Here is a 25714-nt window from a genome sequence, read left to right as displayed (position 1 = left end):
TATCACAGCGGCGTACTGTTATTAGCTTATTGTTTAACAATAAGTTTTATTGGTGTTTCAACGTTGCTGGATAACTCACTCTGTTTTTTGCCATTTTTGAGCGCGTCAAGTGCGGCATCAATGCCAAATACCGCTTGCTGGGATGCAAATTGATCCGCTGTCGCTAATACGCGGCCATCATTCAACATCGGCTTAATCGCTTCAATATTGTCATAGCCAACCACCATAACCTGTCCTTTCTTTCCTGCTGAACGAATCGCGGAAACAGCACCTAATGCCATATTGTCGTTATCTGCTAACAGCGCTTTGATATCGGGATATTCGCTTAACATTGCAGCGGCAACTGCATTAGCGTTGTTAATTTCCCATTGACCAGATTGAACAGAAACCACTTTCATTCCACCCTGAGCCATTGCATTCTGGAACCCAAGAGTACGCTGCTGAGAGTTGCTGGAGGTTGGAATACCCTCGATAATACCGACCTGATCGCCCGGTTTAAGGTGTTTTGCTAAATAGTCACCAATATCTTTTGCACCTTTTTGGTTATCCGGGCCAACAAAAGGAATGTTTAAGTTTTTATCTTTAAGTACGCCATCATCAAATTTATTATCAATGTTAATAACAATTATTCCCGCATCAATCGCTTTCTTAATTACGGGCAGGAGTGCTTTAGAGTCTGATGGTGCAATGATGATGGCATCAGCTTTAGAGACGATCATTTGCTCTACGATCTGAATTTGATTTGCTGTATCCGTTTCGTTCTTGATTCCGTTAGAAATCAAGTCAAATTTGTCTGCATTTTTTTTCTGATAATCTTTTGCACCTGTCTCCATTGTCAGGAAAAACTCGTTTGCCAGTGATTTCATGACCAGTGCGACTTTAGGTTTATGCATCTGCGTATCATCAGCAATAGCAGGCGCGGCGAAGGAAGCGGAGAGTGCTAATCCGATAGTTGCACTGATAACACGATAAAACATTTTATTTTTCATATGATTATCCTATAGGTGTAGGGGGGTAATGCTCTCAACAGTTACTGCATTCGGTGATAAACGAGCGAGTTACTGGGCATGTTTGATGCACCTTTGCGTTCAACTTTCAATGATGCAAACGCAGAAGCATACTGCGCTGCATTGATGAGTCCTTTACCGTTTGCAATACATGCAGCCAGCGCCCCGGTAAAGGCATCACCTGCTCCACTAGTATCGACGACCGCTGATTTATAGGCAGGAATATGAGTAAAAACTATACCATCAAAAATCAGACAACCTTCGCTACCTAACGTGATAATGACGCATTTTGCGCCTTGAATGTGGATGCTTTTGGCCGCATTTTTTGCCGAATAAATATCGACAATGCTAATGCCAGACAATGCTTCGGCTTCAATTTTATTCGGTGTAATAATATCTATTAAATGCAATATTTCTTTTATTTCTGAAACATAGGGGGCCGGATTCAATACAACAAGAGACTTCCCAAGTTTTGCTTGCATTACTGCATAACGGGTTATGGGAAAATTATTTTCTAGTTGAGTCAAAAAAACCTTACAATTGCGAATGGTATCAATATCCAGCAAAATATCCTCTTGGGTAAATGTTTCATTGGCCCCAAGATCGATACTGATCATGTTATCTCCGGTGGCGCCAGAAACCCAGACGATAGCAATGCCAGTTGATGACATTTCATTTTCAAAAAAAGAAAATGATGAGATTTCAGTGTTTGTTAAATAGCGCTTCGCTTTTTTTGAAAACTCATCTGCTCCTAACTTAACCGTCAAGTGAACGTTGTTATTTATTTTTGCCGCAGCGACAGCTTGGTTTGTACCTTTTCCTCCAGCATAAAAATGGGTTGCAGATGCGCGTATTGTTTGCCCAACCTGGGGCAGTGTCGTTGTTTCAGAGACAATATCGACGTTAAACGATCCGAGGATATAAATACTTTCATCAATATAGTTATTTTGTGTAGAACGGGTAGCGGTAGGCGCAGTCTCTTTGTTACTTTTAAATCCATTCAATATTGTTTTTGTAAATGATTGTTCAAATAAGGATTCATCATCAGGTGTATTTTTTAATTGTGCGCCACCATGAAATAATGAGAAACGTGTATTTTGACATAACTCGTTTAAGTCATTACGGATAGTACGAGTCGTTACTGATAATTCCCTCGCTAATTCGCTAACATAAACTTTTTTATCAGTTACCAGCTTGACGCGAATGGCTTTATGTCGTTCTTGTTTTTTCATTAGCGCTCACCCCCAACTTTTATAATATAATATTAAATTAATGTTAATATTTATGGCGTAAAGTTCAAAAAAAACATCATAAATCGGAATTTTTTTTTCCGATTTTGCGAATTAGTGAAATGATAAGGAAAGTTGAGAAAACGAAGGAAGGTCTTGCTGTTGGCGCGTGAAGTCTGGCTTTTGGGTAAGCATCACGCAAAAAGGGTCCCTGTAAAAACAGAGACCCTTTATAAATTTGCCATCGAAAATGCTTTCGCCATTCGTACGAAGGGATGGCTTACTGGCTTTTTGTTACATTAATGATGGTGGCCATGACCACGTCCGTGGCCTTTGCCGCGACCGCGATGGTCATCGCGATCGTTCCAGCCTTCACGGTAACCGCGCTCGTAAGCTTTGCGCTTATCCCAGCCGCGATGATTTCCGTTGTCATGACGCCACCAGCGGTTTTTGCGCCATTCATAATTATTGTGCCAGTAACCCCGGTCGCGCCAGTGGCCGCCGTCCCAGTAGTTACCATAATTATCGCGATCGCCAATTTGCAATTTTATTGATGGCAGCAGGGTGATTTCACCAGCGTTTGCGGCCAGCGGCGTGAAAGCCAATAAGGCTGCAGCCAGAATCAGTGACCTGAACATTTTTTCTCTCCTTCACGATCGAGCCGTAGCCGGCCTGTTAATGCAATATTACGGGGCAGTAAAGCCCCGTTTAATCGCCTGAACTCTTAAATCATGAAAGAGAGCACTTTTTGTTAATAAATGTGTCTTTATTTCAAACAATTCAGGATGGCGTCAATTTCCGCGCATTCTTCTGCGGACAAATGACGGTTTGCCAGCATGCCAACAGCATCTTCAATTTGCGCTGTTTTACTGGCACCAATCAACACTGAGGTGACTTTGTCTTCTCGCAACACCCAGGCCAGAGCCATCTGGGAGAGCTTTTGCCCCCGACGCTCAGCCATTGCGTTCAGTTGGCGGACTTTTTCCAGTTTCTCTGGCGTTATCTGATCCGGGTTGAGAAAACGGCTGCCGCTTGCCGCACGAGAATCCGCCGGGATCCCGTTCAGGTAACGGTCGGTTAACTGCCCGCCCGCCAGCGGAGAGAAGGCGATACTGCCGACGCCTTTCTCCTGCAACAGTGACAGCAATCCCCCTTCAACCCAGCGTTCAAACATGGAATATTTCGGCTGGTGGATCAGGCACGGGGTGCCTAAGTCGTCGAGGATCTCAATTGCCTGTCTGGCGAGGTCGGCGGGATAGTTCGATAGCCCGACATACAGCGCTTTTCCCTGGCGAACAATGTGATCCAGCGCCTTCATGGTTTCTTGCAGCGGCGTTTCGGGATCGGGACGATGGTGGTAGAAGATATCCACATACTCCAGACCCATACGTTTCAGGCTCTGGTCAAGGCTGGCAATCAGGTATTTACGCGAACCCCAGTCGCCGTAGGGACCATCCCACATGGTGTAGCCCGCCTTGGTGGAAATAATGAGTTCATCCCGCCACGGTAAAAAATCTTCCTGCAAAATACGGCCGAAATTACGCTCAGCTGAACCCGGCGGTGGGCCGTAGTTGTTGGCGAGATCAAAATGGGTGATCCCCAGATCGAACGCGCGCTGTAGCAGGTTTCGGCTGTTTTCTACCTGCGTGGTGTCGCCAAAATTGTGCCATAAGCCCAGAGAGATAACCGGCAGCTTTAACCCGCTTTGACCGCAGCGGCGGTATTCCATTGTCTGATAGCGATTTTCATCCGCGTGATAAACCATGTAGACCCCTTCCTGATAACAAGATGACGTATATGTTTTAGTGTATACGGTTACACCGTCGATTCTTCAAGGGTATTTCATCGGCAAAACTGTAAATCCTACTTTCCACCCCTCTTAAGGGTGACTTCCTGGACAGTCATCACAGTTCTTCGATACTCAACATGAGGTTACCGTCAGAAGGATAGCTGTCATGCAAACCGCGTATTCCGTTGCTGATTACCTGCTGGACAGACTGGCAGGGTGTGGTATTGGCCATCTTTTTGGTGTGCCGGGTGATTATAATTTGCAGTTTCTTGACCACGTGATTGACCACCCCGACGTGCGTTGGGTCGGCTGCGCAAACGAATTAAATGCGGCATATGCAGCGGATGGTTATGCCCGGGTCGCCGGGGCAGGGGCGCTTCTCACCACCTTTGGTGTTGGGGAGTTAAGCGCCATTAATGGAATCGCAGGCAGTTACGCAGAATATGTACCCGTGCTGCAGATAGTGGGTGCGCCGTGCAGCGGCGCTCAGCGGCGTGGGGAGCTGATGCATCACACCCTGGGTGACGGCGATTTTCAGCATTTTTACCGCATGCACCAGGCGGTAACGGCAGCCAGCGCGGTGCTTGATGCGCAAAACGCCTGCTATGAAATTGATCGCGTGTTGCGGGTCATGTTAACCGAACGGCGGCCGGGCTATCTGATGTTACCTGCCGATATCGCCAAACAGCCCGCCACGCCCCCACAGGACAGACTGATTATTCCTCTGAGTGAACCGGAAGGCAGCGTGGTGGCAGTATTTCGTTATCAGGCTCGTGAACGACTGCTGGACAGTTTACGCGTGTCGCTGCTGGCTGATTTTCTTGCGCAGCGCTTTGGTTTGCAGCCGGTTTTACAACGCTGGATGGCAGAAACACCGATGGCGCATGCCACGATGTTAATGGGTAAAGGGCTTTTTGATGAGCGTCATCCGGCGTTTGTTGGCACCTACAGCGCGGGAGCCAGCAGCGAATATGTACGCCAGGCGATAGAAGATGCCGATACCGTTATTTGCGTGGGTACCCGTTTTGTCGACACGCTAACCGCCGGTTTTACGCAGCGCCTGGCGCAGGAGCGCACGATTGAGGTGCAGCCGCATGCTTCCCGGGTGGGAAGCCAGTGGTTTAACGTCCCGATGGAGCAGGCGGTCACCACGCTACGGGATCTGTGCCTGGAGCTATCGTTTTCTCTGCCGCCAGAACGCCCGCCTGTCGGACGACGTCAGGTTGAAAAGGGGCCACTGACACAGGAAAACTTCTGGCATACGGTGCAGCAATACCTGGCGCCTGACGACATTATCCTCGTCGATCAGGGGACCGCGGCATTTGGTGCCGCTACGCTCTCGTTACCTTCCGGGGCGGAAGTACTGGTACAGCCGCTGTGGGGATCGATTGGTTATTCCTTACCCGCCGCACTGGGAGCGCAAACGGCATACCCGGATCGGCGGGTGATCCTGATTATTGGCGATGGCGCTGCCCAGCTTACCATTCAGGAATTGGGTTCGATGCTCAGAGAAGGACAAACGCCGGTTATTTTGCTGCTCAATAATGACGGCTATACCGTGGAGCGGGCTATTCACGGGGCAAACCAGCGTTACAACGACATTGCCGGATGGAACTGGACGCAGGTGCCACAGGCGCTGAGCCGCGAGTGTCAGGCGGAGTGCTGGCGCGTGACGCAGGCTGTACAGCTGGAGGAAGTTCTGGCCCGGCTGGCGTGCCCGCAGCGGCTTTCGTTAATTGAAGTGATGTTGCCAAAAGCCGATCTGCCTGAGCTTCTGCGCACGGTGACCCGCGCGCTGGAAGCCCGTAACGGGGGATAGTTATTGATCGGGGCGGTTGGCGATCATCATCGGTTTGCCTGCCAACAGCAGCCAGGCGGGAAGCATGACGATGCACAGCAGCGGCAGCAGGGTGGCGTCGGGGACCACCACTGCCGCCATAAACAGGCTTAGCCAGGCATCGCGGGTGACAACCAGTACCAGTCCCAGAATGGCGCAGGAGACGGTGATTGCTGCCGGAACCGCTTCGACATGGGCATGCAGCATCAATCCCAGTGCCACGCCAACGAATACTGCCGGGAAAATACGTCCTCCACGAAAACCACTGGCGGCAGCAACCACTAACGCCGCCAGTTTGATCACCGCGAGCATGAAATAGTCTGATGCCCCCAGCGTTTGGCTAAACGCCATTTGCTGCATCTCATCCAGCCCTTTAAACAGGGTAAGTGGTCCCCCAATAATGCCCAGAATCCCAAGCAAAAAGCCGCCAACGCCGAGAATCAGTACCGGGTGTTTCAGGCGATGAATCAACTGATGTAAACGGGGTAGACACCACACCGCCACCATGCCTGCCGCAATGGCAATGGCGGCAACCACCGCGCCGCTAAAGATATCGGTCAGCTGTAGCTGCGTATACTGGGCGATGGGCAATGAAAAATGCGGATGAAAGAACAGGTCAGTGGTCAGTGCACCGGCAGCAGCCGCCAGCAGCGGTGCAAACAGGCGATCCCATAACGGCACATCATTGGAGCCATTCAGCGTTTGTGAAAATATCAGTGCCGCGGCGACAGGCGTACCAAATAGTGCTCCGATGGTGCCCGCAGAGGCGAGAATGGTCCAGTCCAGCTTATTAATTCGAGGGAACAGACGCACGCCAATTGCCGCCGCCAGCGCGATATTCACGGTCATTATTGGGTGTTCAGGCCCCAAACTGACGCCGCCGGCCAGGCCGAGGATCAGCGCAGCCAGCAGGCCCGGCAGTGCTGACGTGGGGACCGGCATTCCGATTAGCGGTTCACAAGCTGGGTCCGGTCCCGCATGACCGTGGCTGTAGCGAATGACGAGTCCGACCAGTATCCCGGTCAGCGTGAGCATACCGATTATCCACAGCGAAGAGTCATGAGCAATGCCGATGATGGTGGGCAGGCGCTCCCATAAAAATTGCTGTAAAACGGCGGCCACTTTCATGACGATGATCAGTACCAGGCTTGAGGCAACGCCAATGATCAGTGCGGGAGTGGATAACAACAGCATCGTTCTGGCTCGCGGATGGAGCATTTTCTATTCCCTCAAATAGAGTCATAAGCATAGTTTGCACAGCCTGCCTGCTGACATCGCTGCAAATGGTGCTGAAACGATAAAGTAATTCTGTGATCTGGGTCGATATTTTACCGGCATCAGCCTTCAGGCCGTTGTTGTTATGCCCCCATGAATTTACAGTGTGGCAAAGATTTATTCTGACTTTAGCGGAGCAGTAGAAGAATGACAAAATATGCTTTAGTAGGTGATGTTGGCGGCACCAACGCGCGTCTTGCTCTGTGCGACATTGCCAGCGGTGAAATTTCGCAGGCTAAGACCTATTCAGGACTGGATTACCCCAGCCTTGAGGCCGTGGTTCGCGTGTACCTGGATGAGCATAGCGTCAGCGTCGAAGACGGGTGTATTGCGATTGCCTGTCCGATTACCGGCGACTGGGTGGCGATGACCAACCATACCTGGGCGTTTTCTATTGCTGAAATGAAAAAGAATCTCGGTTTTAGCCATCTGGAAATCATCAATGATTTCACCGCCGTGTCGATGGCGATCCCGATGCTGAAAAAAGAGCATTTGATCCAATTTGGTGGCACGGAGCCGGTAGACGGTAAACCGATTGCCGTGTACGGTGCGGGAACCGGTTTAGGCGTAGCGCATCTGGTGCACGTCGATAAGCGCTGGGTGAGCCTGCCGGGAGAGGGCGGTCACGTAGATTTTGCGCCTAACAGCGAAGAAGAGGCGATTATCCTTGAAGTCCTGCGCGCTGAGATTGGCCATGTTTCTGCAGAACGCGTGCTGTCCGGTCCGGGGCTGGTGAACCTGTACCGCGCTATCGTCAAATCCGACGGACGTCTGCCGGAAAACCTGCAGCCGAAGGATATCACCGAACGTGCGCTGGCAGACTCGTGCACTGACTGTCGTCGGGCGCTGTCGCTGTTTTGCGTGATCATGGGACGCTTTGGTGGCGATCTGGCGTTAACGCTGGGGACCTTTGGCGGTGTTTATATTGCCGGCGGGATTGTGCCGCGCTTCCTTGAATTCTTTAAAGCATCGGGTTTCCGCGGTGGCTTTGAAGATAAAGGTCGTTTTAAAGCCTACGTACAGGATATTCCGGTGTATTTGATTGTGCATGATAACCCTGGTCTGCTGGGTTCCGGTGCGCACCTGCGCCAGACGCTGGGACATATTCTGTAAGATCCCTGCCGGATGGTGTCTATTAACACCTATCCGGCACACTATAAATAATATGCCTGCCGCCGTCAGGGTAACGCATTAGGTCCCGTGAGTTTTACTCGCAATCTCGTTCAGTACTATCGCTATCATCTGCTGTTCAAACATTTCGCTGTGCAGGTATCTTTTTTCTCTGTATTTTTTATCTGTCTCGAGATAAGGCTGATGCAAAACGCATTCAGGTGGTGTACACGAAATAAGAGTATTAATGACGTCGATTGGCTGAGGATATTCAAAAAAAAGCGCGCCGGGATGGTAGTTATGCTTAATTTGCCATTCCGCCAGGTCATCCAGAAAACAGTCAGCTTCTGGTTTTGACATTGTGCTGGCTTTTTCGCTGCCCCACACCACACTCGCCAGGTTGTATAACCCATGTGCGTATGGCCAGAACATTTTATTGAGCTTAATAAGACCCGCGTCCCTCAACTTTGGTACGCTTTTACAATATAAATCGAGCTGCACGCCCGCTTCTGTCACATCCTCCTCGAGGAGCGCCATCAGATAACGGAGGATACACATATCGCTGGCTGCCTGCTTCGTCGCCAGTACCTTTTGCGCTCGTTTACTGGCTTCAGCCGCAAAATCAGTTCGTTTGTACCACAGTGCCATGACTAAATTAGCAATCGCTATAGTAACCGGGTGACCGTTGTCACTGAGACCCCATTTTTCAGGTAACAGCAGCGGTACGCGGGCAAACAGGCCGGCAGCAAGAATATCGAGGGTCGTCCAGATGTTTATACTGTGGTCGCATCCGGAATCTACGCCGAGTGTTGTATGTTTGATCATGGCTGACTGACGCAGCGCAGCATGCAGTAATGCCATATCGTTGGCGAGGATGGCCGTTTTAAATCCTAATAAATCAGGATTGTGATTAATGCGCAGCACAAAAAGCCATAGCCTTATCTGCTCTTGCAGTGACGCATCTTTATGGCATTGCGTCTGGGTATCCAGACATTCTGCTAAATAATCATCGGTATCCATCCATACCCGGGCATTTTGATCAGCTTCTTTCGCGTATTTACGTTGATATGCACGTTGATATTTTTCCGTCAGCTTTGCCATTAAATCTCAGCGCTCTTTCTTTGTGGGGTAAGTGTTATAAATGCATTAACTGCCTAAACTCTTTCACTTTACTTCTACTAACCGGGATTTCAAATTCCAGGTCTTTTAACCGCAGAATGTAGGTGTTATTGAACCACGGCTCGATTTCACGGATTTTATTCAGATTCACGCAGAACGAACGGTGACAGCGGAAGAAATGTGAAGCTGGTAGTTTGCTGCAAAATTCGCTGATGTTCATCGGCATGACGTACGATTCCCGTCGTGTGTAGACAAACGTCATCTTTTCATGCGCTTCCGCGTAGTAGATATCGTTGATCGGGGTCACGATGATTCGCTCATCTTTGATCAGATTGATGGTGTCATTCTCACGCGTGACGGGGGTTAGTAGTGGGGTTCCCGTTTGTTGCTGCTGCCAGGCTGCCTCCAGCTTTTGCAGCATTCCAACAATCCGTGACTCCTGGTACGGCTTCAGAATGTAGTCAAACGCCTCGAGTTCAAACGCTTCAACAGCGTGTTCTTTCCAGGCGGTAATAAACACAATAAAGGGTTTATGCGCGAACTGGCTGATGTTTTGCGCCAGCAATACGCCGTCCAGTGAGGGAATATTAATATCGAGGAAAATAGCGTCGACGCGGTTGTGCTGCAGGAATTTCAGCACATCCAGACCATCGTCAAACGTGCCGACAATCTCCATCTGGCTATGTTCTTTTATCAGCCAGCTCAGTTCCTGTTGGGCCAGGAATTCATCTTCAACAATGATGACTTTCACAACTTCACTCCTGGTTAAAGCAATAAGGTCGCCGGTGTGACAGCGGGTGAGTGCTGATTGGGCACATAGAATGCAATCTCGGTGCCTGGCTCCAGGCGGCGGATATGCAGCCCTTCGCCGTACAGCAACTTCACGCGGTGATGCACATTCAACAGACCGATTTTATTGCCCGGCATTTCGTTGGACTCGACCCGTTCAATGACTTTTGGATCGATACCGTGGCCGGTATCCCTGACGGCGATGCGTACCCGGTTACCGCACTCCGCGACGCTAATGGTGACTACACCTTTTCCTTTACACGGCTGAATACCGTGAACGATAGCGTTCTCGACCAGCGGTTGAATCAGCAGGCTGGGAATATAACAGCTGACCTCTTCATCAATATCATAAATAACCGTTAGCTTATCGCCAAAGCGGGCCTGTTCAATGGCGATGTAATCCTTGATTTGATACAGCTCTTTCTTGATATCGATCTGCTCATCGTCTTTCAATTCAATATTATAGCGAAGATAACGCGACAGATTAAAAATCAGCTGACGGGCGGTATCTGGGTTAAGCCTGACTGATGACGAAATAGCGTTCAGCGCATTAAACAGAAAATGGGGATTGATTTTACTTTGCAGCGCGCGTAGCTCTGCCTTATTTGCCATCTCTCGCAGTTGCTCTGCGCGGGAAACCTCAAGCTGCGTAGAGATAATCTGCGACAAACCGATCGCCATTTCCTGTAACGAGGAGGTGATCTGATGGGCGTGACAGTAGTAGATCTTCAGTGTGCCGGTCACGACGCCTTTCTCCCATAGTGGGATCACCAGCATGGAGTGGATTTCCGGGGTCCGATGTGCTTCATCATTGTTTTTAATGATTATTTTACCGTGATTGATGGCTTCCTGCGTTGTGGGGCTGACGAAGTCATCGTTATCGCGATAGTTAAGTTCCCCGACGCCAACATAGGCCAGCACGTGTTGGGTATTGGTGATGGCAACCGCATCAGCGAGAATGTCATGGCGAATAATTTCACATACCTGACGTAACGACTCGCTGTTGACCTGGCGAAAGAGCGGCAAGGTTTTGTTAGCAATATCCAGTGCCAGCTTGGCCTGCCTGGCGGCGCTGGCCTCTTTCTCACCTTCCACGCTTTGTACCAGAAGCACAATAAAACCAATACAGACGCTGCCGAGGATCATCGGGATACCGATTTTGGAGACAATATCCAGCCCCAGTTCGGTGGTAGGGGCCCAGGCGACTACCAGGATCATGGTCAACGTTTCGCACAGCATCCCGCCTAAAATACCAACTCGCCAGTGCTGCGCTTTGGGGATCTTTCGGTTGATCCAGCCGGCAATACAGCCCGCCAAAATACTGGTGATAAAGCACGGCAGGGCAGTGACGCCGCCAATGTCGATCAGATAGCGATGGATGCCCGCGATGATGCCGGTAATGATGCCGACCCACGGGCCGAACAGGATCCCACCCGACATCACCGCGATAATACGCACGTTAACCAGAGAACCTTCGACCGGTACTCCGGACCAGGTGCTGAACAGAGCGAACATAGAGAAAATGGCGGTTACGGCGAGCAGTTCCTTCGGGGAGTGGGCTGACTTGTGCAACAGTTCGCGAAACAGGCGGATGCGGATCAGGAAAAACAGGCAGAACAGCATCAGCGCTGCCCGATCAAAGACCGCCAGCAGCATATTGAATATTTCGTGCACGGGTGACTCTTGCGAATAGATTAAACCTCTATGATAGGTAACCTGAGCAAGGATGACCAGCATCCCCATCGCTGCAGCTTAATGAGGAAAAACCATAATATTAAAAGGGGATTGTAAAGGAAAAGTGTATTTCTCCGAATGTTCCAGGATTGATTGATTTCCAAAGTAAATTTTATGACTTCAATATGTTAATGAATGGTAAATTTAGAGGCCTGTGAAAATGTTTATTTCCTTGTTTATTTTTATTGTTCCTCTTTTAGCGCAGGAAAAAATATTTTGCGTTGCCTCTCGACAGAAGGAATTTATTCAGGCTATTTTCTAAATGTGCCACCATCGTGGCAGCGTCGCTCGGACGGTCCGGGCGCTAACGTGAATTTGAGGATACTATGGCCGACTCTCGCCCTGAACGTCGCTTTACGCGTATTGATCGTCTTCCCCCTTATGTTTTTAACATCACCGCTGAACTGAAGATGGCTGCGCGTCGGCGCGGCGAAGATATCATCGATTTCAGCATGGGGAACCCGGATGGGGCTACGCCTCCTCACATTGTCGAAAAACTGTGTACCGTGGCCCAGCGCCCGGATACCCACGGCTATTCCACTTCTCGCGGCATTCCGCGTCTGCGCCGGGCGATATCCCGCTGGTATCAGGAGCGCTACGACGTTGAGATCGACCCTGAATCCGAAGCCATTGTGACCATCGGCTCTAAAGAGGGGCTGGCGCATTTGATGCTGGCTACGCTCGATCACGGAGACACGGTCCTCGTGCCTAACCCAAGCTATCCGATTCATATTTACGGTGCCGTGATTGCCGGGGCGCAGGTGCGTTCTGTACCGCTGGTGGAAGGGGTCGACTTCTTTAATGAGCTGGAGCGGGCGATACGTGAAAGCTACCCGAAACCAAAGATGATGATCTTAGGTTTCCCGTCCAACCCGACCGCGCAGTGCGTTGAGCTGGAATTCTTTGAGAAAGTGGTCGCACTGGCTAAACGCTACGACGTGCTGGTGGTTCACGACCTCGCCTATGCCGATATCGTCTACGATGGCTGGAAAGCGCCGTCGATCATGCAGGTACCTGGTGCCCGCGATGTGGCGGTCGAATTCTTCACACTGTCGAAAAGCTATAACATGGCGGGGTGGCGTATTGGTTTTATGGTGGGTAATAAAACGCTGGTGAATGCGCTGGCACGAATTAAGAGCTATCACGATTACGGAACCTTTACCCCGTTGCAGGTTGCGGCTATTGCCGCACTGGAAGGCGATCAGCAATGTGTACGTGATATCGCAGAGCAGTATAAGCGTCGACGCGATGTGCTGGTCAAAGGCCTGCATGAAGCGGGCTGGATGGTAGAGATGCCGAAGGCGTCGATGTATATCTGGGCGAAAATTCCTGAGCAGTATGCTGCGATGGGGTCACTGGAATTTGCCAAGAAACTACTGAATGACGCGAAGGTCTGCGTGTCGCCGGGGGTGGGTTTTGGTGATTATGGCGATACCCATGTGCGCTTTGCACTGATTGAGAACCGTGACCGTATTCGTCAGGCGATCCGAGGGATTAAAGCCATGTTCCGCGCAGATGGTTTACTGCCCGCCGCCGCGAAATCCACTGCTGAAGGCACCGACTAACCAAACGGTTAACCCACAAAAGCAAACAGGAGCCAGAGGGCTCCTGTTTTTTGCTGCATCTTTTTGTTTAGATCATCAGGGCAAACGTACCGGCCCAAACGATGACCATAAATGAAATGCCCATAAAGAAATATTTCACTTTTCATCTCTCCGCGCACCATAAGCACGCCTAAATGAACATACACTTACCTGACAGAGAGCTGATGCCAGCGTTAACGCAACGGAGAATTCCCTGCGTTTGCAGCGCTGCATCACCTCAGAATTCTGAGCTGTAATGCTCCAGACGGCGCTAATGTACGCCTAAAAATGAGGCGAGACAAGTGGCATTTTTTTATTTAATTTTAATAACTTACAAGTGTCGTGAATCGACGACAGTTTGATTTCTATGAGCAATGAATCATCATTGAGCGATGAAATGTTTACTCGGAGAATTCTCATATCGCCATGATGTTAATGCGGTTACTTTTGCGCGGATTTTTATAATTAAAAGGTTAAAAATGACCAGATTAATGATGTTAGCACTCGTTTTAACTCCACTGACGTCGATGGCGGCAGCCCCACAGGCGTTGAATTTCAGCTGCGCAAGTATTGGTGGTGTGAATAGTGATGGTAAAGGTAATGTCTGGATTGATGGTACGAAAGCGACTGTGAAGACATTCAACGAAAATTACTGGGAAGTGAAAAGCGGTAAAAATACCGTTTCTATTTCCCGTAATGATGACGGTAGCCCGGCCGTTTCCTGGACTGGCCCTAATCGTAAGCACGGTATTTGCCAGCCTGACGATGAGAAGAGCTATGCACCAGCGAAAAAATCGGTGAATGCTGGCCCGTCTTTCTCCTGTGCCGCGGTCGACAAGGGAAGTATGGAGGACATTATTTGTCAGAGCCCGTCACTTTCCGCAATGGACTTGAAACTGAATGGCATCTACAAGCAGGCGTTGGTGAAATCAAACAATGATTCGACGCTGAAAGCCGAGCAGCGCGGTTGGATCAAAGGGCGCAACGAGTGCTGGAAAGAGCAGGATAAGCCTGCCTGTCTTTCCCGCGAATACAGTCAACGGATGACGGAACTACAGAACAAATGGGGCATTAAGTAATTCAGCCGCAGAAAAAAAGAAAGGCCATCTGGCCTTTCTTTTTACGTATATAACGAGGCTTCACCCATCGGGCGGGTTTTGAAACGACGATGGATCCAGAGATACTGCTCGGGCGCACGCATAATCTCTTTTTCAATTATTTTGTTCATATAAGCCGCAGCCAGGCCCTCATCAGTTGGGTAACCTTCCATCTCCGGCGTGATAAACAGACGGTAGCCAGAATTGTCCGTTTTTCTCACCATGGTGACGGTCAACATCGCAGCACCTGATAAACGTGACAGTACGTAGGTACCATTGGTTGTCGCGACGTCCTTGACGGCGAAAAAGGGTGCAAACGAACTGCCTTTGCGACCGTAGTCCTGATCGGGAGCAAACCATACGGCTTCCCCTTTTTTCAGGGCGCTGACAATGCCACGCAGGTTATTTCTGCCGATCATGGCTTTGTTTGAGCGCATCCGACCACGGGTCTGGATCCACTCCATTAACTTATTGTTATGCGGGCGGTAGGTTGCCATCATGGGTTGGCAAAGCCCCATCACGCGGCCCCCCAATTCCAGAGACATAAAGTGTACGCCTACTACCATCACGCCGCGGTTTTGCGACTGTGCACGCTTCAGGTTGTCGAGACCTTCGACGTCAAACCACTTACGCACGCGACGGTCAGGCCAGAACCAGGCCATGCCGGTTTCAAGCAGCGCCATGCCAAGAGAACGAAAGTTTTCTTCGACCAGTCTGTCCCGTTCTGCCTGTGGCAGATTCGGGAAGCACAGTTCGAGGTTTTTACGGGCAATAGATTCACGACGTTTTAAAAACGGGCGAGCAAGCGTTCCGGTACGCGTACCCAAAAAGCACAATACGGGGTAGGGGAGTTGCACCAAGAGCCAGAGCACACCGACACCAAACCATGTGAGCCAGTAGCGCGGATGCAAAAACGCGCGTGAAAATTTACATTGGGGGAACATAAGCACCTGTTGTTGATACTAATAAGATGTATCGCGAAGATTCTTTGTCGACAGCGTTACACTCTGATACTGATCGTTAGGCCACCATGAAGGACAATGGTTCCTGTAAAGAGTGTAAAACTTAGTCAGGACAAAACCACGGGGGGACATGAATGATCGGGCTTATACTTTACCACCTGGAGATTAATGTCAGCCAGAGATAAATCCTCAATAAGCGTAAATGTTTATGCGGGAGAGAAACTGAAATAGGGAGAGGGGTATAACCTGTTGTTTTTTTTGCTGGTTAACTGTCCATCTGATGTCGAGGTTCGCCGCCATAGCCGTATTTATTGTAACAAAAATGTTGCCTGGATTGCCTGTGTATAGGAATTGTCTTAGACTATAAATTCAAGGAGTGTAAGGACTTACGTGACGTTTTACGGCAGACAGGAGGTACCGCTATGCTCTATTTCTGGACCTTTCTCATATTGAGCATTCTGTGCGTTAGTTGCTATATCTGGCAGGTTTTGGGCGCGTTGGCATCAATCAGTTCTTTAATCGGCATGGCTATCCTGGCGGCATTAATTTACTTCACTACTCTGTGGCTGACTCATGGTGATGAAATGGTCACGGGAATATTTCTTTTTCTGGCTCCGACCTGTGGGCTGATCATCCGCTTTATGGTCGGTGACGGGAAGCATTAAATCGATGTGTCATCGATGATGATAACAAAATGATTGTCACACGTTTTTTCATCCAGCATATGAATATCCTGAAGTGCCAGCATCGCTGGCACTTTTTTATCGACCTTACCGATTACCGGGCATCAGCAAGCTCTAAAGCGGCTTCCTCTTGCTGGGCATCTTTTCGCTGTTGTTCCAACTCCAGCGCGCCGCGGTGAGACAAGTAGCAGAACACGATGCAGCAGACGATCCCCCCCATCAGTAGGTAAAATCCCCCGTGCCAGCCCATTTTGTCGACCATCACACCAAACAGGCTGGTTCCCAGCGAGGCGCCAAAAATGTAGCTCATGAATCCGCGTAATCCCACGGCTGAACCGACGGCGAAGCTGGGGACGATTTCCATGGTCTGCACGGATGCCAGGAACTGAGGAACGTAAATCAGACAACCGACAATGGCGGCGAAAATAGTCACCATCAGCAGGGATTCACTTTTCCAGTAGCCGATCAGACAGACGAAGATCAGCGCCATGCAAATCATCGCCAGCGGCATCCTGCGACCCTTAAACAGTTTGTCGGTGAGCCAACCGGCCAGCAATGTGGAAGGAATGGCCGCCCATTCGAAAAACAGAAATGCCACGCTCATTTGTTCTTTCGAGAAGTGTTTTTCGGTAAGCAAGTAAATCGGCAACCAGCTGATCATGCCAAAACGCACCATATAGACAAACACGTCCACCAGAGAGACATACCAGGCATTTTTATTACGCAGCACGTAGGTGCAAAAAATCTGGAAGGCGCTCATATTCTCCGGTGCCTGGGTGACCTGTCGGGTGTTGAGCACGACTTTTTCTTCCGGCATCATTTCTTCCAGCGGCGGTAAACCTTCTTTACGTGGCGAACCTTTACCCAGCATTAGAACAATAAAGGCAAATAACACGGCGATACAGGCGGGGACAATATAGCTGGCGCTTTGCCAGTGTTCGCTACCCAGAATGGCAAAAGCGGTGCCTACAATCGGGGCGACAATACCGCCGCCAACGTTGTGCGAGATATTCCAGAAGGCGCCAACGCGTCCACGTTCTTTACGTGGGAACCAGTTGGCAATAGTTATAAATGAGGGGCCAACGCCCATCCCCTGGAATAAGCCGTTGAACACTACCAGTGTGGCAAATATCCAGAATCCGGTGCTGAAACCTAACCCGACGTTCACGATGGCGCACAAGACCAGACCGCATGCCATAAAGACTTTGGGGCTGGCCTTATCGGCAAGGCTGCTCATAATACCCTTACTGATCCCGTAGGCAATCAACATGCAACTGCTGAGCAGACCAATTTGGGTGGCACTGAGATCCAGATGTTCTTTCAGGTACGGCGTAGAGAGTGTGAAGTTATTACGTACAATATAGTACGCAAGATAGCCGAGAAATACGCTAAGTAGCGCCTGCATCCGGTATCGACCATATGTCGCCTGGACTTGCTCCGGCGGGACTTTATTTGCCGATGGCCCTGTCTTAAATATTGAAAGCATATCATCACCTAAATTTATATTGATGTGAATATCAGGAGTTTTCGTTGTGCAGGGTGAAATAAACGGTGATGGAATTCAACTCGATGAAATGTGTCAGTATTGACTCAACTTAACCACAGAATGACTAATTTTGACTCTTTTAAATTAACAGACGTGTGTGTTTTTTATTTTTAGCGGGGATTTATAGCCAGCATGTGCGGGTACTAACAATTTTAATCGGTAATTTAAGGTATTCTGTACCCATGCTTTCGCTTTCGGCTTGGTTATTTTTATAACCACCTTACCTTTCCCCTGAGTTGGGGTAAACGGGTAAGTTTTGTCTCAATATTATTTTTCGAACATGTTGGTATTTATGAACGGGATCACAAACAGGCTTTGCGACCAGGGGCGGATGATCATCCTGTCGCTTTGTTTTACGTTGCTGTCTACGGCCAGCCAGGCACAGGGTAAAGAGCTCGTCATGGCCACGACGTTCTCCCCTGGAGCGACGGCATGGATTATCCAGCAATGGCAAACCGAGCCAGGGTCGGTGATGATTCGTACGCTAAACCGCACCAGTGCCTCTCTGGAACAACTGCTCGATACGGCGAACGCGGACAATGTTGATCTGATTTTGACCTCCTCTCCCATGCTGTTGCAGCATTTGCAGGAACATCAGAAGCTGGCTCCGTTTGATAATGCGCTGCCAGAGAGTCAACGCCTGGTGCCGGAGTCCATCCGTTCTACGTCCGTGGCGGTGGCAATATCAGGTTTTGGCCTGTTGATTAACCGTTCTGCGCTGGCGGCGCGGCATTTACCGGCTCCGACTGACTGGGGGGATTTAACGCACCCCCGGTATCAGGGCGCGCTGTTGATGAGTAGCCCGTCACGTTCGGATACCAACCATTTGATGGTGGAATCACTGCTGCAGCAAAAAGGGTGGGAACAAGGATGGGCGACGCTGCTGGCGAGTGCCGGCAATCTGGTGACGATTTCCTCGCGCAGTTTCGGTGTTGCTGACAAAATTAAGAGTGGATCAGGCGTAGCCGGGCCGGTGATTGATAATTACGCCAATCTGCTGCTCAACGACCCGCATCTGGCGTTTAACTATTTTCCGCATTCCGCAGTGTCGCCAACCTATGTGGCGGTGTTGAACAATAGCCAGCATGCCGGTGAAGCCCGTCGTTTTATTCGCTATTTATTGAGTCCTCAAGGGCAGCGGATCCTTGCCGATGCGAATACCGGGAAATATCCGGTCACGCGGTTGCCCGCCGATAATCCGCGTGCTGCTCAGCAGGCCATACTGATGGACCAGCCACCACTAAATTATCGCCTGATCCTCAAGCGGCAGCAGCTGGTGCAGCGGATGTTTGATACCGCCATCAGTTTTCGTCTCGCACAATTGAAGGATGCCTGGCGAGCGCTGTATAGCGCCGAAGCGCGGCTAAAACGGCCACTCCCTGAAATACGAGCGTTATTGACCAGCGTCCCGATAGACGCCAGCAGCAGTGAAGATGAGGCCTGGCTTGCGCAATTCGAGAATAAAAGCGTTGCTGAACAGCAGATGATGGAATGGCAGCTATGGTTTCTCAAAAACCAGCGCCAGGCTATCGCCAAACTGGAAGAATTAAAATGAAGGGCGGGTCGTTACTGCAACGTCTTCGTCAGCTTAGCATCAGCAGCAGTCTGCGCGGGGCATTCCTGACAGGGGCGTTGCTGACGTTAAGCGTGAGTTGCGTCAGTCTGTATTCCTGGCATGAGCAGAGCTCGCAGATCCGCTATTCGCTGGATGACTACTTCCCGCGCGTCCATTCCGCTTTTTTAATTGAAGGTAATCTCAACCTGGTGGTGGATCAGCTCAATGAGTTCCTGTTGGCTCCCAATACCACGGTAAGACTGCAACTGCGCAACCAGATAATCCAGCATCTGGATAAGATTGAGGCGTTAAGCCGTGGATTGCAGCCCGCGGAACAGCAGCAACTGGCGGTCATTTTGCAAGACAGCCGTACCCTGATGACGGAGCTGGACAGGGTGCTCTACAACATGTTTCTGGTGCGAGAAAAAGTGAGTGAATTGTCTGCACGCATAGATTGGCTGCATGATGATTTTACGACCGAGTTGAACTCACTGGTGCAGGATTTTACCTGGCAACAGGGAACTCTGCTGGATCAAATTGAGGCCAAAAATGGTGATGCGGCGCAATACCTGAAACGTGCCCGGGAAGTGCAAAACGAACAGCAGCAGGTTTACACACTGGCGAGAATTGAGAATCAAATCGTCGACGATCTGCGTGACAGGCTGAACGAGCTGAAGTCCGGTAGCGATGACGGTATGTTGGTGGAGACCCACATTCGTTATCTGGCGAATTTGAAAACAACGGCGGATGAAAATATCCGCACGCTGGATGACTGGCCTAGTACCATAACGTTGCGCCAAACTATTGATGAGTTGCTGGAAATTGGCATGATGAAAAATAAAATGCCCGACACAATGCGCGACTACGTAGCGGCGCAAAAGGCCCTCGTTGATGCTAATCACGCCAGAGAAGCGACGCTTGGGCGCTTTCGTACCTTGCTTGAGGCGCAACTGGGCAGCAGTCATCAGCAAATGCAGATGTTTAATCAGCGCCTGGAGCAGATTGTTCGCGTCAGCGGTGGACTGATTCTGCTGGCGACGTTACTGGCGCTGCTTCTCGCCTGGACGCTCAACCACTACTTTATCCGCTCCCGACTGGTGAAGCGTTTTACCGCACTGAATCAGGCCGTGGTGCAGATCGGTCTCGGTAGAACGGATGCAACTATCCCGGTGTATGGTCGCGATGAGTTAGGGCGCATCGCGGGCTTGCTACGCCATACGCTGGGGCAGCTTAATACGCAAAAAAATCAGCTTGAGCAGGAAGTGGCTGAGCGTAAAGAGATTGAGTCCGATCTTCGCGCCACGCAGGATGAGCTGATTCAGACGGCGAAACTGGCGGTGGTCGGCCAGACCATGACCACTCTGGCGCATGAAATAAACCAACCGCTGAACGCGCTATCGATGTACTTGTTTACGGCGGGAAGGGCCATTGAACAGGGACAACCAGCGCAGGCAAGAAGCACTTTAACCAAAGCGCAAGGGCTGATTACCCGCATTGATGCCATTATTCGCTCGCTGCGCCAGTTTGCGCGTCGGGCCGAGCCGGGGGCGCCGTTGCATCCGGTTGATTTGCGGCAAACTTTTAGTGCGGCTTGGGAACTGTTAGCCATGCGTCATAAGCCACAGCAGGGCAGACTAACGCTCCCGCCGGAGACCGTATGGGTACTCGGTGATGAGGTGAGGAGCCAGCAGGTACTGGTTAATGTGCTGGCAAACGCGCTCGACGCCTGTCCGGCTACGGCTGAAATTGAGGTGAGCTGGCGGGCTCAGGGCAAAACGCTGTGCGTATTGATCGCTGATAACGGACCCGGTTGGCCTCAGGCGTTGTTACCGTCGCTATTGAAGCCATTTACGACCAGTAAGGATGTGGGTCTCGGCATTGGTTTGTCGATTTGTGTATCGTTAATGACGCAAATGAACGGTGAGTTACGCCTGGCGTCAACGCTGGAGCGCAATGCCTGCGTAGTCCTGCAATTCAACCTGACGGATGTAAATGATGTTGAGTGATGAATGTTCTGTTCTGCTGATTGATGACGATGCCGATGTGCTCGATGCTTACACGTTATTGTTGGAGCAGGCAGGATATCGCGTCCTGGCCTGTAACAATCCGTTTGACGCCAGAAATCTGATGCCTGCCGACTGGCCAGGGATCGTATTAAGCGATGTATGTATGCCAGGCTGTTCGGGGATCGATCTGATGACTCTGTTTCATCAGGATGATAATCAACTGCCGATCCTGCTGATCACCGGGCACGGCGATGTCCCGATGGCGGTGGATGCAGTGAAGAAAGGCGCATGGGACTTTCTGCAAAAACCGGTCGATCCTGGCAAGCTGCTGGCGCAGGTTGAGGATGCCCTGCGTCAGAGGCAGTCCGTAATTGCGCGTCGTCATTACTGCCAGCAGAAATTACAGGTTGAACTGGTCGGATACAGTGACTGGGCAACGCAATTCCGCCAGCGACTACAGCAACTGGCAGAAACGGATATCGCCGTCTGGTTTTATGGTGAACCCGGAACAGGACGCATGACGGGCGCGCGGTATCTGCATCAGCTTGGGCGCAATGTCCACGGGCCATTTATACGTGCAGACCTGACATCCGGAAATGCGGTTCAGCTCAACGCGCTCATTGATCAGGCTCAAGGTGGAACGCTGGTACTGAGTCATATTGAATGCCTGACGCGCGAGCAGCAGCACCATCTGGTGCAGTTGCAAAGTCAAGAGCGGCGTCCTTTTCGCTTGATTGGGATCGGGGAGACGTCCTTGGTGGAGTTGGCGGCAACCCACCAGATTGTTGCAGAACTCTATTATTGCTTTGCCATGACGCAAATCGCCTGCCAACCGCTGTCTCTGCGCCCGGACGACATTGAGCCGTTATTTCATCACTACCTGCATAAAGCCTGTCTGCGGTTAAACCATCCCGTGCCTGAAGTCGACGGGGAATTGCTAAAAGGCATGCGGCGACGAGTATGGTTGAGCAATGTACGGGAACTGGCAAATGCCGCAGAGTTGTTTGCCGTCGGGTTACTCCCGTTGGCTGAAACTGCCAACCCGCAGATGCATATGCCCGAGCCGACCCCGCTGGATCGTCGGGTAGAAGAGTATGAACGACAAATCATCACGGAAGCGCTCAATATCCATCAGGGGCGGATTAATGAGGTGGCAGAGTATCTGCAAATTCCGCGTAAGAAGCTGTATCTGAGAATGCGAAAATACGGGCTGAGTAAAGAGCACTATAAGTTCTAGCGCTCATCGAAATATTCGAACAGAGGCCAGAAAATCATCTGGCCATATCTCTTACCACATCAAATCATCAGGTACGACAAAGTCAGCGTACGGGTCATCATCGTCCTTATCTTCCTGGCTCAGTTCGCAATTTAAGACAATGTAGCTGGCGTCACGCTGCGCGATCTTATCGGCAACCACCGCCGGGATGATGGCGTATTCGCTCTCGCGATCACTTTCAGCGGCCAGACGCGCAATGGCAAGACGCCCCTTGATTAACTGAGTCTGGGTAACTTTATCAACGTAGATTTTTTTAATCAGATTGTTGTCGGTAAAGTTATAACCAATATCGCCTCTTGAAATGGTGATTTTATTCATTTCAATCAGCTGCTTAATCTGAGCTTTGTATTCTTTCGACAGGGCTGCTTGCTTTTGCTGCTCGCTGAGTTGCTTATCACGCTCAACCTGTGCTTTTTTATTTTCTTCAACCGCCTCTCTGGCCTCACGCGCCTGAACGCGCGACTTTTTCGCCGTTCTTTGCACCTTCGCCATTTTTTTACTGGTGACTAAGCCAGCTTTAAGCATCTGCTCTTGTAGGGTGAGTTTTGTCATGTTCGTTTCTAAATCCAGTAAAAAGAGTTCTCAGGATTATACCCTTAACGTCCGGGGGGATGCCAGATTGCGGGGAGTTGCAAAGCGTCGGGGATAAAATGGAAGGTTATGGTGTCCCCTGCATACATCGAATTGGCATGTCAGGGGATTGTATAGAAAGGGAAATTTCAGAAGTGTATTTTATTTTACCCGCAATTTTACCCATCGAGGCGGCTTAAGAGTTTTTGTTTGAACTCGCAGTGTTCACTATATAGCCAGCGGGCGCGGCCGTGGATGAGTTTGCTTTTTGGCAGAGTGCCGTCTTTGATGCGGTCATAGATGAAGGTCTTTCCGAAACCAGTATCTGCCATGATGAATTTCAGATCAACCAGTGAATCGGGCTGTAATTGGTGTTGCATGGGTTTCATCTCCGGTTTGGAAATCGAACCTGGAAGCCAGGCAAAAAGAATGCCCTCACAATGGAGGGCAAATGGGGGATAACGTGGCAGTGCATTCGCACCCAATAGCCAGCTCATAACTGGCTATCAGTTGCGTCAGTCGTCTTCATCGTCCCACCAATCTTCGTCATCACCTTCGTGACAATCAGAGAGAAGTGGATTGGTTGCAGATAGCATGTCACTGGCTGCTCCGCGGCGTTGAAGTCGTCGTAGCGCCTCATATAATTCGAAGGCCTCAGTTCTCTCATCGCCTATTTCTAGAGAGCAAGCTACCTGATGAGCCTCTGGAACTAGCTCGGCTAACTTGTTGCGAATATCCTGAATGGTGCTCATATTTCTCCTCAATCCTGCTGCTTAACCGTGTAATTGCCGTTCTGCTTAACGCCCACTGCAAAGTAGGTGCCGCCGGTAATGCCGATTCCCCACACGTCGCTCGTCCCATCATTTGGCTTCTTCTCGCTGATGAACCTTTGCAATGCGACGATGGCTTTCTCAATATCCAGCGTTGAGTTAACCGTCATGGTGATGCGCATAATCTCTCCTCATGCCGCCCGCATAGCGCGGAGGCGTTTTAAGTGTTCTGCTGTTTCAAGTTCTTCGGCGATCCGCTCGGCCTGTGCTTTGGTAAGCGGTTCGAATTCATTCTGAAAGCGGTCCATGCTGGCGATGCAGGTTCTACCGTTGCGGATGTAGTGGATTACTTCGTGAGTGGCGCGGATGATTTTGCAGGGTGCGCCGTGGGGATCGGCGTACCAGGTATTAGGCTGGATTATCCTGAACATTGGGCACCACCTTAAATTCGATTACCCAGACCCAGGGATTGGCCTGCCAGTTTTCTTCGCCGTATATTGATTCCCATAAATACTTAAATGCTCCTTTTGCCGTTGGCCTCCCGGTCATATTGTGGTCTGCAATACAGTCGTAACAGTCCTGGGAGTCAGCAAGTGCTTCCATGTCGATGCCTTCCGCCTCCGCATTCGCTTCACTGATGCCATTCAACCGATCAACACGAATGCCGGTAATTTCCAGCGTGAGGCGGCTGGCCCAGCGCGGCATGTGGATGGATGGCGTCCAGCGATTCACTTTGCATTTCGCCCCGTCATCAGTGTCTGCCCGGTAAGCAAGCCGAACGCCACAATCGCCGAATGTTTCCCGCACCCAGATACGATCGCCGACTATGCCAAATGGACAATGCTCACGGTAATAACTCTGGCTGTTTGCATGGTCGACCCCACACTCCAGCGGGTAGCATTCACCTATCTGAGAGCCCACGTCGATGAGGTTAAGATGCCGCTCGCTGACTATCCGCCGCGTCTGCGTCTTCCGACCATCGAGCAGCGCCCGCACCATCTCTTCGTTGAAAATCATTCCGCGCTCTTTCACTGAATCCCCCTCTGTTTATTCCTGTGCTCAGCAACACCCTGGCACTCCACACACATCATGCATCCCGGATACGCTTTCCTGCGCTCATCACTGATCTGATCGCCGCATTCCTCACAGTGCGTTGCTGATACTGCTGAGTGGTTGAGCCTGTGCATGCTCAGTGCCGCGTCACGCTGCAAATCTTCAAGCTGTGATGCGTTATCGATAATGTCAGCCATCACTTTGCTCTCCTGCGTTTCTTTGCTGCACGTTTAGCAGCTGCGATACCGGTTTTACCATTGGCAGATGGATAGCCATTTTGATTTGGGGTTGGGGCCGCCAATATTTCTACTGGCGCAAAGCGAGGAAGAGAGGCAAGCGTGAGCATGCCTACGCTAATCGCGAGCATAGTTTTCTTCATGGCTATTCCTTACCGAGTGCTTTGGCGATGGCGGCGTTAGCCATATCTTCAGAGCCAATGAGTGCCGATATAGCTCCCTGTACGTTGCATCCATCGTTCATGGCTTTGTTCATTCGCTTTACCGCTGACATGTACGTCTGCAGCGCCTCGAGGAGGTCAGGAGCCGCTGCCATAAGATTCAAATTGGCGATGCGAGTTTGCTTATCGAAAACGCTGTAATGGCTTGTTGCGTCGCATACGGCTGAACCAAGAGAGTTATTGCAATACACGACAAGCTCACCACCTCCTTTCGTGCCACCACCTCTTTCCCACGGACCCGGCGTACCTTTAAACTCTTCCATATCT

General features: G+C 50.4%; 28 protein-coding genes. 8 read left to right on the top strand and 20 right to left on the bottom strand.

The features are described from left to right. Positions 1 to 26: 26 nt before the first annotated feature. The 4 genes from QNN86_RS03020 to mgrA all read right to left on the bottom strand — a co-directional run bounded on the left by QNN86_RS03020 (position 27) and on the right by mgrA (position 4001). Complete coding sequence (locus QNN86_RS03020; protein WP_096756271.1) at positions 27 to 989, bottom strand: sugar ABC transporter substrate-binding protein; 963 nt, start codon at positions 987 to 989, stop codon at positions 27 to 29. 41 nt (positions 990 to 1030) lie between these two features. Then, positions 1031 to 2239, bottom strand: coding sequence for a PfkB family carbohydrate kinase (locus QNN86_RS03015; protein ID WP_181617525.1), 1209 nt, complete (start codon positions 2237 to 2239; stop codon positions 1031 to 1033). Between the two features lie 296 nt (positions 2240 to 2535). Next, positions 2536 to 2874, bottom strand: coding sequence for a DUF2502 domain-containing protein YpeC (gene ypeC, locus QNN86_RS03010; protein ID WP_096756273.1), 339 nt, complete (start codon positions 2872 to 2874; stop codon positions 2536 to 2538). 128 nt (positions 2875 to 3002) lie between these two features. Further along, a complete protein-coding gene (gene mgrA, locus QNN86_RS03005) occupies positions 3003 to 4001 on the bottom strand; it encodes an L-glyceraldehyde 3-phosphate reductase (RefSeq protein ID WP_181617524.1) in 999 nt (332 codons plus the stop codon). Positions 4002 to 4191: 190 nt separating this feature from the next. Between mgrA and QNN86_RS03000 the strand changes: the two genes are divergently transcribed. Next, complete coding sequence (locus tag QNN86_RS03000) at positions 4192 to 5844, top strand: alpha-keto acid decarboxylase family protein (RefSeq protein ID WP_414210610.1); 1653 nt, start codon at positions 4192 to 4194, stop codon at positions 5842 to 5844. Here QNN86_RS03000 and QNN86_RS02995 read toward each other — a convergent pair whose 3' ends face one another. Next, positions 5845 to 7080, bottom strand: a complete 1236-nt coding sequence (locus QNN86_RS02995) for an ion channel protein (RefSeq protein ID WP_414210609.1) — start codon at positions 7078 to 7080, stop codon at positions 5845 to 5847. A 204-nt stretch (positions 7081 to 7284) separates the two neighbouring features. Between QNN86_RS02995 and glk the strand changes: the two genes are divergently transcribed. Next, the gene (gene glk, locus QNN86_RS02990; RefSeq protein ID WP_181617521.1) at positions 7285 to 8250 is read left to right on the top strand and encodes a glucokinase; all 966 of its coding nucleotides are present in this window, start codon (positions 7285 to 7287) and stop codon (positions 8248 to 8250) included. Positions 8251 to 8328: 78 nt separating this feature from the next. Here the strand turns inward: glk and QNN86_RS02985 are convergent, their stop codons facing one another. Genes QNN86_RS02985 through QNN86_RS02975 form a run of 3 tightly spaced genes read right to left on the bottom strand, consistent with a single transcriptional unit; the run spans position 8329 to position 11829 of the window. Beyond that, positions 8329 to 9348 carry a hypothetical protein gene (locus QNN86_RS02985; RefSeq protein ID WP_414210608.1) on the bottom strand — a complete coding sequence of 340 codons (1020 nt, stop codon included), beginning with the start codon at positions 9346 to 9348 and terminating at the stop codon, positions 8329 to 8331. A 34-nt stretch (positions 9349 to 9382) separates the two neighbouring features. Further along, the gene (ypdB, locus tag QNN86_RS02980) at positions 9383 to 10117 is read right to left on the bottom strand and encodes a two-component system response regulator YpdB (RefSeq protein WP_181617519.1); all 735 of its coding nucleotides are present in this window, start codon (positions 10115 to 10117) and stop codon (positions 9383 to 9385) included. Positions 10118 to 10131: 14 nt separating this feature from the next. Beyond that, complete coding sequence (locus tag QNN86_RS02975) at positions 10132 to 11829, bottom strand: sensor histidine kinase (protein ID WP_181617518.1); 1698 nt, start codon at positions 11827 to 11829, stop codon at positions 10132 to 10134. Positions 11830 to 12215: 386 nt separating this feature from the next. On the opposite strand from QNN86_RS02975, the gene alaC reads away from it, so the two are divergent. Next, complete coding sequence (gene alaC / locus QNN86_RS02970) at positions 12216 to 13454, top strand: alanine transaminase (RefSeq protein WP_181617517.1); 1239 nt, start codon at positions 12216 to 12218, stop codon at positions 13452 to 13454. 67 nt (positions 13455 to 13521) lie between these two features. Here the strand turns inward: alaC and ypdK are convergent, their stop codons facing one another. Then, on the bottom strand, positions 13522 to 13593 hold the full coding sequence (gene ypdK, locus QNN86_RS02965; protein WP_010723117.1) for a membrane protein YpdK: 72 nt from the start codon (positions 13591 to 13593) through the stop codon (positions 13522 to 13524). Positions 13594 to 13951: 358 nt separating this feature from the next. Between ypdK and QNN86_RS02960 the strand changes: the two genes are divergently transcribed. Then, positions 13952 to 14551, top strand: coding sequence for a lysozyme inhibitor LprI family protein (locus QNN86_RS02960; protein WP_181617516.1), 600 nt, complete (start codon positions 13952 to 13954; stop codon positions 14549 to 14551). A 41-nt stretch (positions 14552 to 14592) separates the two neighbouring features. On the opposite strand, the gene lpxP is transcribed toward QNN86_RS02960, so the two are convergent. Beyond that, entirely contained in the window at positions 14593 to 15513 is a 921-nt protein-coding gene (gene lpxP, locus QNN86_RS02955) for a kdo(2)-lipid IV(A) palmitoleoyltransferase (protein WP_115257852.1), read from the bottom strand. 440 nt (positions 15514 to 15953) lie between these two features. Here lpxP and QNN86_RS02950 point away from each other — a divergent pair, with 440 nt between their 5' ends. Continuing rightward, the gene (locus QNN86_RS02950; RefSeq protein ID WP_115257853.1) at positions 15954 to 16196 is read left to right on the top strand and encodes a YfdY family protein; all 243 of its coding nucleotides are present in this window, start codon (positions 15954 to 15956) and stop codon (positions 16194 to 16196) included. A 112-nt stretch (positions 16197 to 16308) separates the two neighbouring features. Here QNN86_RS02950 and pgtP read toward each other — a convergent pair whose 3' ends face one another. Then, the gene (pgtP, locus tag QNN86_RS02945; RefSeq protein WP_414210607.1) at positions 16309 to 17700 is read right to left on the bottom strand and encodes a phosphoglycerate transporter PgtP; all 1392 of its coding nucleotides are present in this window, start codon (positions 17698 to 17700) and stop codon (positions 16309 to 16311) included. A 391-nt stretch (positions 17701 to 18091) separates the two neighbouring features. Between pgtP and pgtC the strand changes: the two genes are divergently transcribed. From pgtC to pgtA, 3 genes are read left to right on the top strand one after another with little or no spacing between them, the layout of a single operon-like run. After that, positions 18092 to 19315, top strand: coding sequence for a phosphoglycerate transport regulator PgtC (pgtC, locus tag QNN86_RS02940; protein ID WP_279278101.1), 1224 nt, complete (start codon positions 18092 to 18094; stop codon positions 19313 to 19315). Beyond that, positions 19312 to 21321 carry a two-component system sensor histidine kinase PgtB gene (pgtB, locus tag QNN86_RS02935; protein ID WP_414210657.1) on the top strand — a complete coding sequence of 670 codons (2010 nt, stop codon included), beginning with the start codon at positions 19312 to 19314 and terminating at the stop codon, positions 21319 to 21321. Before pgtC ends, pgtB begins: the two co-directional genes overlap by 4 nt. Further along, entirely contained in the window at positions 21311 to 22558 is a 1248-nt protein-coding gene (gene pgtA, locus QNN86_RS02930; RefSeq protein WP_115257857.1) for a two-component system response regulator PgtA, read from the top strand. The genes pgtB and pgtA overlap by 11 nt, the downstream gene beginning before the upstream one ends. Before the next feature lie 51 nt (positions 22559 to 22609). Here pgtA and QNN86_RS02925 read toward each other — a convergent pair whose 3' ends face one another. The 9 genes from QNN86_RS02925 to QNN86_RS02885 form a co-directional block, all read right to left on the bottom strand. After that, positions 22610 to 23149, bottom strand: a complete 540-nt coding sequence (locus tag QNN86_RS02925; RefSeq protein WP_414210606.1) for a DUF2058 domain-containing protein — start codon at positions 23147 to 23149, stop codon at positions 22610 to 22612. Positions 23150 to 23346: 197 nt separating this feature from the next. Beyond that, positions 23347 to 23547, bottom strand: a complete 201-nt coding sequence (locus tag QNN86_RS02920; RefSeq protein ID WP_023294204.1) for a helix-turn-helix transcriptional regulator — start codon at positions 23545 to 23547, stop codon at positions 23347 to 23349. 135 nt (positions 23548 to 23682) lie between these two features. Next, positions 23683 to 23919, bottom strand: a complete 237-nt coding sequence (locus QNN86_RS02915) for a hypothetical protein (RefSeq protein ID WP_149911443.1) — start codon at positions 23917 to 23919, stop codon at positions 23683 to 23685. Between the two features lie 8 nt (positions 23920 to 23927). Further along, a complete protein-coding gene (locus QNN86_RS02910; protein WP_414210605.1) occupies positions 23928 to 24119 on the bottom strand; it encodes a hypothetical protein in 192 nt (63 codons plus the stop codon). A 9-nt stretch (positions 24120 to 24128) separates the two neighbouring features. Then, the gene (locus QNN86_RS02905; protein ID WP_414210604.1) at positions 24129 to 24368 is read right to left on the bottom strand and encodes a DUF4222 domain-containing protein; all 240 of its coding nucleotides are present in this window, start codon (positions 24366 to 24368) and stop codon (positions 24129 to 24131) included. Then, positions 24346 to 24969: a morphogenetic protein gene (locus tag QNN86_RS02900; protein ID WP_414210603.1), complete on the bottom strand. Its 624-nt coding sequence runs from the start codon at positions 24967 to 24969 to the stop codon at positions 24346 to 24348. The genes QNN86_RS02905 and QNN86_RS02900 overlap by 23 nt, the downstream gene beginning before the upstream one ends. Then, on the bottom strand, positions 24966 to 25187 hold the full coding sequence (locus QNN86_RS02895; protein WP_414210602.1) for a TraR/DksA family transcriptional regulator: 222 nt from the start codon (positions 25185 to 25187) through the stop codon (positions 24966 to 24968). The genes QNN86_RS02900 and QNN86_RS02895 overlap by 4 nt, the downstream gene beginning before the upstream one ends. Continuing rightward, the gene (locus QNN86_RS02890) at positions 25187 to 25369 is read right to left on the bottom strand and encodes a hypothetical protein (protein ID WP_414210601.1); all 183 of its coding nucleotides are present in this window, start codon (positions 25367 to 25369) and stop codon (positions 25187 to 25189) included. The genes QNN86_RS02895 and QNN86_RS02890 overlap by 1 nt, the downstream gene beginning before the upstream one ends. A gap of 2 nt (positions 25370 to 25371) precedes the next feature. Beyond that, on the bottom strand, positions 25372 to 25710 hold the full coding sequence (locus QNN86_RS02885; RefSeq protein ID WP_414210600.1) for a hypothetical protein: 339 nt from the start codon (positions 25708 to 25710) through the stop codon (positions 25372 to 25374). Positions 25711 to 25714 lie beyond the last annotated feature (4 nt).

Origin of the sequence: Citrobacter sp. C348, assembly GCF_047467975.1 — a bacterium.
GTDB classification, from domain to species: domain Bacteria; phylum Pseudomonadota; class Gammaproteobacteria; order Enterobacterales; family Enterobacteriaceae; genus Citrobacter; species Citrobacter gillenii.
The sequence above is the reverse complement of the archived record's forward strand: the minus strand, read 5'-3'. Positions and strand labels throughout refer to the sequence as shown.